We start from the raw sequence: 13097 nt of genomic DNA, 5'->3' as shown, positions 1-13097 counted from the left end.
AAGTGCTGAAGGGTATCTTGGCTCAGGGGTTCGAATAGGGCTCGTAGGTGATTTTGGGATCCGAGAAGAAGGACTTCGACTTGTCCCGAATGATGTCCGGCGGCGCGTCGTCGGGAACCGGCGAGATGCTCTGCTGGTAGTGGAAGAAGTTCTTCGGGTCGAATTTCTGCTTCACGAAGAGAAGCGAGTTGAAATTGTCGCCCCAGTAGAGCCAGCGGTAGTTAAGCTGCGTGCCGCGCGGGTAGTTCTGGTAGCAGCGGTCGATGAAGAAGCCCTCTTCGGTCATCAGCTTCATGAACCCGTCGAGCCAGGGCACCACGATGTCGCGCTCGTCGTCGGACAGCCAGAACACGTCCACGTAGAAATTCATGTGGACGTCGCGGTGAATGAAGGCGTTGCCGTCCTTGCCCACCGGGTAGCGGTTGATCGCGCCGCCATAGGGTTCGATCGCCACCGCGCCATAGGCGTTGGGCGTGGAATCCAGGTAATCCACCACACGCTGCCATTCGGCCGCGTCCAGTTGCCGGGCGATGTAGCCGCCCTGCTTGTCCTCGCGGGCCTGGTCGGGAACAACGGGGATGTCGTATTTCTCGTCATAGAGCCACGAGTTGATTTCCTGATAGGTGCCGGTCTTCTGGTTTTCCAGCTTGCCGCCGATCGGATCGTCGAGCAGCGGCTGGATGACCTTGCGCCCCTCAGCTTCGGGGCCGTGGTAGAGACCCGAGACCAGCAGGACCTTTTCGTCGCCCTGATAGGCGATGAAGATGTAGGCGCCGAACCTGTCGGACTTGCAGTCCTTCATGTAGTTGGCCTGAAGGTATTCCAGCGCGCTCGCGGCCTTGGACAGCGGCCATTGGATGTGAAAGCCCCAGACCTCGTAAAGGTCGTGGAGCCGGTAGCGGATTTCCAGCAGCACGCCGAAATTGTTGCCCGTGCCGCCGCGGATCGCCCAGTAGAGGTCGGGGTTGGTGTCGGCATCCGCCACCACGATGCTGCCGTCCCAAAGCATCACGGTGACGCCGAGGACGTTGTCGCAGTTCATGCCGAACAGGCGCGAGGTGAAGCCATAGCCGCCGCCCATCATGAAACCGGCGACGCAGACGTCCTGGCAGGCCCCGCCCGGCACGTGCAGGTGATAGGAATTCAGCACCGAGTTCAGCACCTTGAACGGCGTGCCCGGCCCGACGTAGGCCATCGGCGCCTTCGGGTCGGGATCGACGACCACGTGGCAGAGCTTGCTGGTGTCCAGCACCATCGCGTTGTTGACGGAATAGCCCGCGGTGCTGTGCCGGCCCGAGCGCGACACGACCCAAAGTTCGTGCTGGCGCGCGAAGGCGAGGCTGGCGCGCACATCCTCGATGGTTTCGCAATAGACGATGATCTCGGGATAGTCCTGGAAAGCCGGGTTCCAGAGCTGGCGGTCGTTGTTGTAATTGGGATCGGTCGGCAGGACCACCGAGCCAACCAACCCCTTTTCAAAGGCGCGGATCTCGTCGGGGTCGATCGGGTGATAGCGTTGCAGCACCAGGTCGGTGCGGCTGTGTGCAATGCGTTCCTTGGCCAGAATGGTCTTGCTGATCTTGCGCATGAAGCGTTCCTCGAATCAAATGCGGCCAGCGCCCGAAAACAGCGCAGGCCGCGCCTCGGTCATTGAAATCATTGATTATTGATTGCTCGCCCCTCAGTCGCCCAAGCTGGCAGCAAACCGCCTTGCCGGTCAAGTGGTTGTTTCGGCGAGCGCCCGCGCCTCGGCGGCGTCGGTCAGTTCCGTGTCCTGTCCCAGCCGCTTCAGGACCGGCAGCAGCAGGGCGTCTACCGGTTCGCCCCGCTCCTTGCGGTGGCGGGCCAGCGCCACCGAGGCGCGCAGTTCGAACAGGCCGGCGCGGCTTTCGCGGGCCAGCGCGATCGCCTCGAGCAGCAGGGGTTCTGGATCGCGGCCGCATTTCTCCGCCAGCAGCGCCTCGACGCGCAGCTGCTCGGCGCGCGCCCAGCCTTCCTCGGTCTCTTCTGCGGATTGCCGGGCCTGGTCCAGCGCGGTCTGCGCCGCGTGAACGCCGCCGGCTTCGATCAGGAACTCGGCGATGAGCGACAGGAAGAACGGCTTGTAGTTGCCCGCGCCGCTGGACCACCAGGTTTCGGTCGCCTGCCGCAAAGCGGCGATGCGCGCGGCGTCGGGCGCGCGTGCCGCCTCGGCCCAGGCCCGCCAGAACCGCGCGGTCATGGACATGAAGGCGAAGGAATGCTCCTCGGACACCCGTTCGAGCCGTTCGACCGTCTCGAGCACCGCGTCCACGTCGCGGCGGAGCAGGTGCACGATGCAGTGATAGGTCAGCACCTGCGCCACGCTGTGGGCGTGGTTCAGCCGTTCGGCCCCTTCCACCGCCCGCCGCTGCACCCGCAACGCCCGTTCCGGATCGCCCGTCAGGCACAGGCACATGCCCAGGAACCCCGCCGTGATCGCCGCGTGGTCGGTGCCGTAGACATAGGCGAGGCGCCCGTGCTCTTCGACGTCATATAGCGCCAGCGCCTCTTCGAGATGAGAGCGGGCCGCGGGCAGATCGCCGATGTGCAGCAGCACCGCCCCCATGGCGCGATGCCCGACCATGCCGTGTTCGGTCTTGCCGCTCTGCTGGGCCAGATCGAGGATCTGCGCGGCCACGTCACGCGCGCGCCGGTATTCGGCGCGCACCAGGTGAAAGGCGTACAGGCCGTTCAGCACTGGGAACAGCTGTTCCGTCTCGCCGGTGCGGCCGCAAAGCTCGCGCAGGCGCGAATAGGCCTCGCCGGTGGCCTCGCCGGCGATCCCGGCGGTCGAGCGCAGAACGCCCGCGCGCAGGACCTGTATGTCGATCTCGCGGCGGTCGCGGTCATCGCTTTTCGGCTGCCCGGCCAGCATGTCGAGCGCCTTGGACAGGTGCGTCACCGCTTCCGTGGTGGCCGAGCGTTCGACGGCGCGGCGGCCCGCACCCTGCCAGTGGCGCACGGCCTCGTCGACCTTGTTGGCCATCGTGTAGTGATGGGCAAGCACTTCGGGCTGGGTCTGCTCGAGCTGCGGCTGCACCTCGAGCAGCGCCCCGGCGGCGCGGTCGTGCAGCACCTGCCGCTCGGTGCGCAGCAGGCTGTCATAGGCCATGTCGCGGATCAGGGCGTGGCGGAACACGTACTCTTCGCCCTCTGCCGCACCGGCATGAAGGATGATGCCCGCGGATGTCAGCTGATCCAACCCCTCCTGCAGGGTCGAAAGCGGCAATTGCGACACCGGCGAAAGCAGCGACAGGCTGAATTCGCGCCCGAAGACGGCGCCGGTCTGGGCCACTTCCTTGGCGGTGCCGAGGCGGTCCAGACGCTCCATCAGCGAATCCTGGAGCGTGCTGGGCACCGACAGCGCGGGCAGCGGGCCCTTGAGGACATAGCCGTCGTCGGTTTCGCGCAGCTGGCCGGATTCCAGCAGGCCCCGCGTCACCTCCTGCACGTAAAGCGGGATGCCGTCGGTCTTGGCGGCGATCAGTTCGCAGACCTCGGCCGGCACGGTCTTGCCGCTTGCGACCTCGGCCACGATCTCGGCCACGTCGCGGTTCTTGAGCCGGGTCAGCGGCAGGTGCAGCGCGTTGTGGCGCGGCCCCCAGCCGGGATCGAAGCCGGGCCGGTAGGTCATGACGACGAGAACCGGCAGCTCGACGATCTGGTCGATCACGCGGTCCATCAGCGACAGGGTGGTCGGATCGACCCAATGAGCGTCCTCGAACAGCACCAGGACCGGTTTCTGCCGCGCCACCGAGGCAAGCTGCACTGTCAGGGCCGCCAGTGTCCTTTCAAGCCGTTGCTGCGGGGTCATGTCCAGCGGGCCGAACCGGTCCTCGGTGGGCACGTGCAGCAGGTCGGCGATCAGGCGCAGATCCTCGTCCGGCTGGTTGCGGGCCACGCGGCGCAGCTTGTCGATCTTGTCGGCGTCGCTGTCCGCCGGGGCGAAACCCGCCGCCAGCTCAAGATGCTGGATCACCGGATAAAGCGCGCTGCTGGAATGGTAGGGCGAGCACTGGAAGCTGAGCCGCACATGATCCTGCCCCTGCAACTCCTGGTTCAGTCCCTCGATCAGGCGGGACTTGCCGATCCCCGCCTCGCCCGAGATCATCACCGCCTGCCCGGCCCCCTGCCGAGCCTCGTTCCACTTGTCGCGCAGCTTGCGGAATTCGGTCCACCGGCCGACCAGCCGCCCCGCCGCCGCATCGGGCCGCACCTGGAACCGGCGCTCGACGCGGGCGAGGCCGGTCACCGTCCAGACCTGCACCTTTTCCGAGAACCCCTTGAGCGCGAACCGCCCCTTGTCCTCAAGCTCGAAGGCGTTGCCGATCAGCCGCCGGGTCGAGGGGCTGATGACCAGCGTGTTGGGATCGGCAAGCGATTGCAGGCGCGCGGCGAGGTTGGGCGTTTCGCCCATGACCACGTCATGTTCCTTGAGCCCCTCGCCGTGGATGGTGCCCACGACCACAAGGCCGGTCGAAATCCCGATCCGGGCGCGCAGCGGCTGGTCGGCCTTGATCCGCGCCAGGCCGTCGAGAATGTCGAGACCGGCGTGAATCGCCCGTGCGGCGGCATCCTCGTGCGCGTGGGGATAGCCGAAATAGATCATCGCGCCGTCGCCCATGAAGCTTGCGACATGGCCGCCGAAACGCCCGACGGCGGTGGTGCAGGTTTCCTTGAAGCGGCGGATCAATTCGCCCAGATCCTCGGGGTCGAGCCGTTCGGACAGCGGGGTCGAGCCGACCAGGTCGACGAACATCACCGTCAACTGCCGGCGCTCGGCCTCGATCTTGCCCGAATGGCGGGATGGCGCCGGGCCGCCATGCGGCATGAGCGGCATCTGCTCCAGCTTTTCGCGGGCCGCGAGGATCCGGCGTCTGGGTCCCAGCGGCAGGCCCATTTCCCTGAGATCGTCGTCGGACAGGTGCGGCACATCCGCGATCTCGACCTCGTTCGCCTCGAAGGCGGGCAGGTATTTCGCCAGGCCGAGCCCGTCCAGAAATGCCCCGATGTCTTTCATGACTCGCCCACGATACTGTCCAATGTCAGGCGCGACCGCCTGCCCCGTCACATTGCGGACCGATACCGCACCCGGTCCGTTCCGAAGCCGGGTATCCGTGGCATACAGTGTTTTCTTTCCGGGCGTTCCGGTCAAGCACGGAGATTGCTGCGCCTGCGGGGTGACGCATGGTCAAGTGCCCGTGGTTCCGCGCAGGCAAAACGCGAAAGGCACCGGAGCCGGTCCGGTGCCTGTCATCGGCTGGCGCGGCAGCCTTGCCTATTCGGCCGCGATGCGGCGGGCCTTTTCGACCAGAACCTCGGCCTGGCGGATCGAGGCGTAGTCGATCAGCCGCCCGTCCAGCGACACCGCGCCCTTGCCGGAAGCCGCCGCTTCGGCCATGGCCTGAAGGATGCGGTTGGCCTTGGTGACTTCGGCCTCGGAGGGGCTCATCACCTCGTTGGCGAGCGCGATCTGGCTGGGGTGGATGGCCCATTTGCCCTCGCAGCCCAGAACCGCCGCGCGCTTGGCCGCGGCGCGATAGCCTTCGGGGTCCTGGAAGTCTCCGAACGGGCCGTCGACCGGGCGCAGGCCGTTGGCGCGGGCCGCCACCACCATCCGCGCCAGCGCATAGTGCCACATGTCGCCCCAATGAACGCCGCGGCTGCCGTCCCCGAGCGGGTCGGTCAGCACCGAGTAGTCGGGGTTCACGCCGCCGATGATGGTGGTGCGGGCGCGGGTGCTGGCCGCGTAGTCGGCGACGCCGAAATGCAGGCTTTCGTTGCGTTTCGACGCCGAGGCGATCTCGTGTACGTTCTGCATTCCGAGGGCGGTTTCGATGATGTGCTCGAAGCCGATCCGCTTCTTGTAGCCCCTGGCGTCCTCGATCTGGGTCACCATCATGTCCACGGCGTAGACATCGGCGGCCGTTCCCACCTTGGGGATCATGATCAGGTCGAGACGCTCGCCCGCCTGTTCGACCACGTCCACCACGTCGCGGTACATGTAGTGGGTGTCCAGGCCGTTGATGCGCACCGACATGGTCTTGTTGCCCCAGTCGATCTCGTTCAGGGCCTTGATGATGTTGCGGCGGGCCTGTTCCTTGTCGTCGGGCGCCACGGCGTCCTCGAGGTCGAGGAAGATCACGTCCGCCTCGGATTGCGCCGCTTTCTCGAACATCTGGGGCGCGCTGCCGGGCACGGCCAGTTCGCTGCGGTTCAGGCGCGCGGGCGCCTGTTCGAATGAATGGAAGCTCATGTCACGATAACTCCTGGTGTGTTTGGATGCCCGGCGGTCGCCCGCCGGGATGTGTCGCGCCGCGCCGCAACCGGCGTCAGATCACCCGGTCGCGCGGGTCGCGCCCGGAAAAGAAGTCCCCGAGGTTGTCGAGCACGCGGAAACCCATCGCCTCGCGCGCCTCGCGGGTGGCGCTGCCCAGATGCGGCAGCATCACGAGGTTGTCGCAGTGCAGCAGGTCGGGATTGATCCGCGGTTCGCCGTCGAACACGTCCAGCGCCGCGCCGCCGATGGTCCCGAACATCAGCGACTGGGTCAGCGCAACCTCGTCGATCACCTCGCCGCGGGCGGTGTTGATCAGGTAGGCGTCGGGTTTCATCAGGTCGAGACGGCGGGCGTTGATCAGGTGCCGGTTCGCGGCGCCGCCGGGGCAGTGCAGCGAGACGAAGTCGCATTGCGGCAGCATCTCGTCGATGCCTTCTACCTGGGTGGCGTTGCAGCGGGCCAGCACCTCGGGCGCGACGCGGCTGCGGTTCTGCACCAGGATCTTCATGCCGAAACCGTGATGCGCGCGGCGCGCCATTTCCTGGCCGATGCGGCCGAAGCCGACGATGCCCAGCGTCTTGCCGCTGACCTTGGTGCCGACCAGATGCGTCGGCCGCCAGCCGGTCCAGTTGCCGGCGCGCACCTCGCGTTCGCCCTCGCCGGCGCGGCGGGCCACCATCAGAAGCAGCGTCATCGCCAGATCGGCGGTGCATTCCGACAGCACGTCCGGCGTGTTGGTCACGGTCATGCCGAGGTGGCGCGCCGAGGGCTCGCAGATGTGGCTGTAGCCGACGCCATAGTTGGCCAGGATCCGGGTCCGGGCGCCGGACACGTCCAGCGCGTCGGCGCCCAGCCTGTCGGTCACCGTCGGCAGCACCGCGTCGTATTTCCTGAGCGCCTCGCGGAACTCGACCGGAGTCAGGGGCACGTCGCCGGTGTTCAGCACCGCGTCGTAGTTTTCCAGCAGCCGCGCCTCGACCGCCTGCGGCCAGCGCCGCGTCACGAAAACCGAAGGTTTCGCCATCACGCCGCCCTCCGCATCACGTTGGCGATGGTTTCGCCGATCACGGTCGGGTTCTCGGCCACGGTCACGCCCGCGGCGGTCAGGATCTCGACCTTTTCCGAGGCGCTTTCCCCGAAGGCCGAAATGATCGCCCCGGCATGGCCCATAGTGCGGCCCTTGGGGGCGGTCATGCCGGCGACATAGGCGATCACGGGCTTGGTGACGTGGTCGCGGATGTATTCGGCGGCTTCGGCCTCCTGCGGACCGCCGATCTCGCCGATCAGGGCGATGACATGGGTGTCGTCGTCCTTCTCGAACAGCTCGAGGATATCCTTGAAGGACGAGCCGTTGATCGGGTCGCCGCCGATGCCGACGCTGGTCGAGACGCCGATGCCGCGCTCCTTGAGCTGGGCGGCGGCCTCGTAGCCGAGCGTGCCGGACCGGCCGACGATGCCGACATTGCCGGGCAGGTAGATGTGGCCCGGCATGATGCCGAGGATCGCCTTGCCGGGGCTGATGGTGCCGGCACAGTTCGGGCCGGTCAGGATCATGCGCTTGTCCTTGGGATAGCGGTACATGTACCGCTTGACCAGGATCATGTCCTGCGCCGGGATGCCGTCGGTGATGCAGACGCAGTAGCGGATGCCGCCATCCGCGGCCTCCATGATCGAATCCGCGGCGAAGGGGGGCGGCACGAACACCAGGCTCGCGTCGGCGCCGGTGGCCTCGACCGCCTGCTTGACGGTGTCGAAGACCGGCACGCCCTCGACCGTTTCGCCGCCCTTGCCGGGGACGACGCCGCCGACCACGTTGGTTCCGTAATCCAGCATCTCGCGGGTGTGGAACCGGGCCATGCGGCCGGTGATGCCCTGGACGATGACGCGGGAGTCGCGATCAAGAAGAATACTCATCAGACAGCCCTCATTTTGGTGCCTTGGGTCAGATCCTGCCGCCATGCGCCGACGGCGCGTTCGGCGGCTTCCATCAGTGTCGTTGCGCGGATGATCGGCAGGCCCGACTTGGCGAGGATCTTCTGACCCTCTTCGACGTTGGTTCCGGCCAGCCGGACGACCACCGGCACGTCGACCTGCAGTTCGCGCAGCGCCTGCACGACGCCTTCGGCGACCCAGTCGCAGCGGTTGATGCCGGCGAAAATGTTGACGAGGATCGCCTGCACGTTGCTGTCCGACAGGACCAGGCGGAACGCCTTGGCCACGCGCTCGGGCGAGGCGCCGCCGCCGATGTCGAGGAAGTTCGCGGGCTCGCCGCCCGCCAGCTTGATCGTGTCCATCGTGGCCATCGCCAGCCCGGCGCCGTTGACGATGCAGCCGATGTTGCCGTCGAGGCCGACATAGGACAGGCCGCGGTCGGCGGCGCGGCTTTCCCGCGGATCCTCCTGCGACTTGTCGCGCAGTTCGGCGATCTGGGGATGGCGGAACAGGGCGTTGTCGTCAAAGCTCATCTTCGCGTCGAGCGCGAGGATGCGGTTGTCGCCGGTGACCACCAGCGGGTTGATCTCGACCATGGTCGCGTCGAATTCGCGGAAGGCGCGGTAGCAGGCCTTGAGCGTGCGCACCATGTGCTGCGTCAGCGCCGGGTCCAGCCCCAGCTTGAACGCGATCTCGCGGGCCTGGAACTCCTGCAGGCCGACCGCCGGTTCTACGGTGGAGCGCACGATGCTGTCGGGCCGCTGGGCCGAGATCTCTTCGATCTCCATGCCGCCTTCCGACGAGGCCACGATCATCACCCGCTGGCTTGAGCGGTCGAGGACGAAGCCCAGGTAGATCTCGCGGTCGATCGGCACGGCGGCCTCGACATAGACGCGGTAGATGCCCTTGCCCTCGGGGCCGGTCTGATGCGTCACCAGCTTGCGGCCGAACATGTTCTCGCAGGCTTCATGCACCTCGTGCTCGGTGCCGCAGAGCTTGACGCCGCCGGCCTTGCCGCGGCCGCCGGCGTGGACCTGGGCCTTGACGATCCATTTGTCGCCGCCCAGTTCGCGGGCGCGGTAGGCCGCCTGCTCGGGGCTGTAGGCAAGCGCGCCCGACGGCACGTCTACGCCGAAATTCGCCAGGATTTCCTTGGCCTGGTATTCGTGAATATCCATCTGATCTCTTCCCTTTATGCGGCGATCGAGGTGCCGTAGCGGCTTTCGAGCAGGGCTTCGACTGCCGCGTGATCGACGTTTCCGCCCAGTTCGCGGATGGCGTCGGCGAACAGGCGCACGATGGTGCTGACGGCCTCGCGGTCGAGCTGGTTGAGGATGCCGATGCGCACCTGCACCGGGGCGCTGAGCGTCGGCCAGATGCCGAACCCGCGGGCGCGGCAGTTCTGCACCAGCTCCATCTCGCGCCCGGCCAGGTCGGCGGGCAGGTTCAGCACCACCAGGCTGGACATGTCCGAGGTCACTTCGCAGCCCATTTCGGTCACCGCGTCGCGCAGGACCTTTTCGTGGCGCCGGTAGGCGTCCGAGCGCCGCGCCAGCCCTTCCTGCAGCGTCAGGCGCAGCGCCTCGTGGAAGGCCGCGACCGCATAGCCGGAATGGGTCCGGTGATAGGTGCCCTTCTCGACGTCGCGGTCGTCCACGATGCCCCAGTGGCGGGCCTCGAAGATCGGGTTGTGCACGTAGGTATAGGCGCCGGTCGCCTTGAGCGAGGCGATGTAGGCGTCGGTGAAGCTGACGGGCGCATAGGTGAGCGGCAGGCAGCAGAGCCCCTTCTGCGGGCACGCGGCCCAGCCGGCGACGCCCGGGAAGTCGTCGATGGCGAAGTTTTCGACGCCAAGCGAGGACACCGCATCGACCAGCCCCATGACCCCGTGGCGCTCACAGGCGTCGGAAAAGCCGCGGAGGTCGTTGATCCGGCCCGAACCGGTTTCCCAATGCGCCATGAAGGCCCATTTCGGCTTGTGCTCGGCCAGCGCCGCCTCGATCGTTTCGGCGGTCACGGACTGGCCGTGCGGCACTTCGATCACTGTGACGCTGGCGGCCTGCGGGTCGAGCGGGCTGGCGGCCAGTTCCGACGGGGTCGCCGCCTTGATCCGCAGGGTCAGCGCGTCGATGCCCGAAAAGGTGCCGTTGACGAAGGCCACCACCTTGTCGCCCGGCATCACCGCCGAGAACATGGTGTCGAGCGCGCTCCAGCCCGTGCCGGCGACGGCGAAGGTATAGGTGTTCCGGGTGCCCCAGATCTGGCGCAGCATCAGCTTGCATTCGATCATGCCCCGCAGGACGTCGCCCTGCATGTGGTCGGCGACGCCGGCGCGGGCGAAAGCCTGCAGCACACGCGCATCCGTGTTGCCCGGCCCCGGTCCCGCGGCAAGCGTCTGCGGAATGTCGAGTTGCGGGAAAATCTGGCTGGTCATCCTGAGAATTCCTCCGTCGGCGGCCACGCGGCCTCGTTGTTCTGGCTGGCGAGCAGAAAACCGCGACTTGCGAAGTGACGCAACGGAAGTTACTACTGCTTTCGGGTATCCAAATGGGTGGGTACTTCCCCACCCAAAAGCCCAAGAATACCGATGTGTACCGAATTAAGGCCCACCCATTCGGGTAGGTTTCCGGCTTGAAAGGCTGAAATACAGATGGTTAATGCCCCCGCTGCCCCGATCACCATCATGCTGGCCGACGGCAATCCGCTGGTCCTGTCGGCCATGTCCGAGATCTTTGAACGCGATCCCCGATTCTCTCTGGTGGCGACCTCGGCCACCGCCGAGGGGTTCCTGGGGCTGGTGATGCGGGTGCCGGTGCAGGTGGGGGTGATCGACTGGAACCTGCCGGTGCTGCGCGCCGCCAAGCTGATCGAGGTGCTGCGCGAGCACGATAACGCGCCCCGGCTGGTGGTCTATGGCGACGATGCGGGCGACCTGCCGAAGCTGGCGATGAAGGCCGGGGCCGCCGGGTTCGTTTCCCGCTCGGGCGCGGTCGAGGGGCTGCTGGAAACCTGCGTCGATGTCGCCGCGGGCAAGATGGTGTTCCCGTTCATCGATGTCCGGGGGCTGCAGCAGGATCCGATCAGCAGCCTGTCGCGCAAGGAGCGGGCGATACTGGAATCCCTGTCAAAGGGCATGTCCAACAGGGAGTTGTCCAAGGCGCTGGGGATTTCCACCAACACCGTCAAGTTCCACCTGTCGAACCTATACGACAAGCTCTCGGTCAAGAACCGCGCGCAGGCCATCGCCTATTACTATTCGTCGCAAATGCCCGGCGGCTCGGCGGAATAGCCGCAATGCGCCAATCCGCGGCGCAAGGCGCCGGATCGACCAGGTGACTGTCCGGAAACTGGCAGGGGCAGCAGGGCTCGAACCCGCGACCTACGGTTTTGGAGACCGTCGCTCTACCAACTGAGCTATACCCCTGTGGTGAGCCACCAGATATGCCAGCACGACGACGGACTCAAGAGGCTTTTTTCAGTTTCCGCCCGCCCTTCGGCCGGGACAAACGAGTTGCGCCACCGGAGGAGTCCGGTATGACAATCACCGGCCCAGCAGGAGGATGCCGTTCGTGAGTTTGCGCAAGAAGATCGCCGATAGCGAGGCCATGCTGAACTGGTTCGCGCGCCGCATCGCAAGCTATATCCGCATGGTTCACCGCAACACCAGGTGGCAGCGCATCGGCTACGAGGAGCTTGACCGGCTGGCCGAGCAGGGCGAGCCGGTGATCGTCGTACTCTGGCATCAGCGGCTGGCGCAGTCTCCCTATTTCTTTCCGCTGGACAAGGGGCGGATCTGCTCGATCACCTCGGCGGCGCGGGCGGGCAGCATGGTGGGCCGGGTGCAGATGCTCTTTGGAATGGACACCATCGCCATGTCCAGCCACAAGCGCCACGTGGCGCTGTCGCGCGAGGTTCTGGGCAAGATGAAGCAGGGCATCTCGATCGGCATCGCCGCCGACGGTCCGCGCGGGCCGGAACGGGTCTGTTCGACCGTGCCGCTGATCTGGGCGCGAAGCTCGGGCAAGCGGGTCTTCGGCATCACCTACTCCACCCGGCACGGGCGCGAGGCCGGAACCTGGGACCGGCTGCTGATGCCGCGCCCCTGGCGGAACGAGGGGGTGTTCCTGTGCCGGGAATGGACCGAGACCGTGCCGCGCAAGGCCAGCGAGGATGAGATGGAATCGCTGCGTCAAAGCCTCGAGCGGCACATGAACGACATCACCGCCGAGGCGGACCGGATGGTCGGGCGCGAACCGTGGCGGCCCAAGCCCTGAGCCGGCATCGACACACGGCGCGGTCCACGCGGGGCCGCGGCCGTGCTATGCTGTCGCCGTCCGAAGCGGAAAGGATGGCCGGATGGATGTGATCGCGTTGACCGCAAGGATCACCGGAAGGGTGCAGGGAGTGTCCTTCCGCGCCTGGACCCGTGCCGAGGCCGAGCGCCGCGGGCTTTCGGGCTGGGTCCGCAATGAACCCGACGGCTCGGTGCGCGCCCTGATCGTCGGTCCTGCGCGCGACGTCGACGACATGGTGCGCGATCTGCACAAGGGCCCGCGCGCAGCTCGTGTGACCGCCGTGGTGACGGAACCGGCGGATCCCGATCCGGATGTCGAGGGTTTCCGGATCACGTATTGACCCGTCCGCGCGGGAGGCGGTGTTGTCATAAGAAAAAGGCCGCCCCGGGTTGGGGCGGCCTTCTTTGGTTCGACGGCGTGCCGGGCCGAAGCCCGGCCCGCGCGCCTTACTCGATGATTTTCGACACGACGCCGGCGCCGACGGTGCGGCCGCCTTCGCGGATGGCGAAGCGCAGGCCGTCTTCCATGGCGATCGGCGCGATCAGTTCGACGGTGAAGCCGACGTTGTC

General features: G+C 66.6%; 11 protein-coding genes and 1 tRNA gene. 3 read left to right on the top strand and 9 right to left on the bottom strand.

Translation table 11 applies throughout. The features are described 5' to 3' along the window. Positions 1–22 precede the first annotated feature (22 nt). From FGK63_RS19370 to FGK63_RS19340, 7 genes are all read right to left on the bottom strand, one after another. Positions 23–1588: an FAD-binding oxidoreductase gene (locus FGK63_RS19370; RefSeq protein ID WP_138845384.1), complete on the bottom strand. Its 1566-nt coding sequence runs from the start codon at positions 1586–1588 to the stop codon at positions 23–25. 129 nt (positions 1589–1717) lie between these two features. Then, on the bottom strand, positions 1718–5041 hold the full coding sequence (locus FGK63_RS19365) for an adenylate/guanylate cyclase domain-containing protein (protein ID WP_138845382.1): 3324 nt from the start codon (positions 5039–5041) through the stop codon (positions 1718–1720). Positions 5042–5299: 258 nt separating this feature from the next. After that, the gene (locus FGK63_RS19360) at positions 5300–6277 is read right to left on the bottom strand and encodes an HpcH/HpaI aldolase/citrate lyase family protein (protein ID WP_138845380.1); all 978 of its coding nucleotides are present in this window, start codon (positions 6275–6277) and stop codon (positions 5300–5302) included. A gap of 76 nt (positions 6278–6353) precedes the next feature. Further along, positions 6354–7325, bottom strand: coding sequence for a 2-hydroxyacid dehydrogenase (locus tag FGK63_RS19355; RefSeq protein WP_138845378.1), 972 nt, complete (start codon positions 7323–7325; stop codon positions 6354–6356). After that, positions 7325–8215, bottom strand: coding sequence for a succinate--CoA ligase subunit alpha (gene sucD / locus FGK63_RS19350; protein ID WP_138845376.1), 891 nt, complete (start codon positions 8213–8215; stop codon positions 7325–7327). The genes FGK63_RS19355 and sucD overlap by 1 nt, the downstream gene beginning before the upstream one ends. Beyond that, positions 8215–9411 carry a malate--CoA ligase subunit beta gene (locus FGK63_RS19345; RefSeq protein WP_138845374.1) on the bottom strand — a complete coding sequence of 399 codons (1197 nt, stop codon included), beginning with the start codon at positions 9409–9411 and terminating at the stop codon, positions 8215–8217. The genes sucD and FGK63_RS19345 overlap by 1 nt, the downstream gene beginning before the upstream one ends. Before the next feature lie 14 nt (positions 9412–9425). Continuing rightward, complete coding sequence (locus FGK63_RS19340; RefSeq protein WP_138845372.1) at positions 9426–10667, bottom strand: aminotransferase class V-fold PLP-dependent enzyme; 1242 nt, start codon at positions 10665–10667, stop codon at positions 9426–9428. A 216-nt stretch (positions 10668–10883) separates the two neighbouring features. On the opposite strand from FGK63_RS19340, the gene FGK63_RS19335 reads away from it, so the two are divergent. Continuing rightward, entirely contained in the window at positions 10884–11522 is a 639-nt protein-coding gene (locus tag FGK63_RS19335; protein ID WP_246044091.1) for a LuxR C-terminal-related transcriptional regulator, read from the top strand. 59 nt (positions 11523–11581) lie between these two features. Here FGK63_RS19335 and FGK63_RS19330 read toward each other — a convergent pair. After that, positions 11582–11657, bottom strand: a tRNA-Trp gene (locus FGK63_RS19330). 145 nt (positions 11658–11802) lie between these two features. Here FGK63_RS19330 and FGK63_RS19325 point away from each other — a divergent pair. Together FGK63_RS19325 and FGK63_RS19320 are read left to right on the top strand one after the other, a co-directional pair. Continuing rightward, complete coding sequence (locus FGK63_RS19325) at positions 11803–12507, top strand: lysophospholipid acyltransferase family protein (RefSeq protein WP_138845370.1); 705 nt, start codon at positions 11803–11805, stop codon at positions 12505–12507. Positions 12508–12589: 82 nt separating this feature from the next. Further along, positions 12590–12868: an acylphosphatase gene (locus tag FGK63_RS19320; RefSeq protein ID WP_138845368.1), complete on the top strand. Its 279-nt coding sequence runs from the start codon at positions 12590–12592 to the stop codon at positions 12866–12868. Positions 12869–12974: 106 nt separating this feature from the next. Here the strand turns inward: FGK63_RS19320 and FGK63_RS19315 are convergent. Next, a partial coding sequence (locus FGK63_RS19315) for an EF-Tu C-terminal domain-related protein (protein WP_449421237.1) occupies positions 12975–13097 on the bottom strand: 123 nt, incomplete at its 5' end.

It is taken from the genome of Ruegeria sediminis (genome assembly GCF_005938215.1).
GTDB classification, from domain to species: Bacteria; Pseudomonadota; Alphaproteobacteria; order Rhodobacterales; family Rhodobacteraceae; genus Ruegeria; species Ruegeria sediminis.
This window is presented reverse-complemented; position numbering and strand designations above follow the sequence as displayed.

Excerpts from the sequence above, each read along its gene's own strand:
- FGK63_RS19370 (WP_138845384.1), bottom strand. The coding sequence starts at position 1,588 with ATGCGCAAGATCAGCAAGACCATTCTGGCCAAGGAACGCATTGCACAC.
- FGK63_RS19360 (WP_138845380.1), bottom strand. The coding sequence starts at position 6,277 with ATGAGCTTCCATTCATTCGAACAGGCGCCCGCGCGCCTGAACCGCAGC.
- FGK63_RS19340 (WP_138845372.1), bottom strand. The coding sequence starts at position 10,667 with ATGACCAGCCAGATTTTCCCGCAACTCGACATTCCGCAGACGCTTGCC.
- FGK63_RS19345 (WP_138845374.1), bottom strand. The coding sequence starts at position 9,411 with ATGGATATTCACGAATACCAGGCCAAGGAAATCCTGGCGAATTTCGGC.
- FGK63_RS19335 (WP_246044091.1), top strand. The coding sequence starts at position 10,884 with ATGGTTAATGCCCCCGCTGCCCCGATCACCATCATGCTGGCCGACGGC.
- FGK63_RS19320 (WP_138845368.1), top strand. The coding sequence starts at position 12,590 with ATGGATGTGATCGCGTTGACCGCAAGGATCACCGGAAGGGTGCAGGGA.
- FGK63_RS19365 (WP_138845382.1), bottom strand. The coding sequence starts at position 5,041 with ATGAAAGACATCGGGGCATTTCTGGACGGGCTCGGCCTGGCGAAATAC.
- sucD (WP_138845376.1), bottom strand. The coding sequence starts at position 8,215 with ATGAGTATTCTTCTTGATCGCGACTCCCGCGTCATCGTCCAGGGCATC.
- FGK63_RS19355 (WP_138845378.1), bottom strand. The coding sequence starts at position 7,325 with ATGGCGAAACCTTCGGTTTTCGTGACGCGGCGCTGGCCGCAGGCGGTC.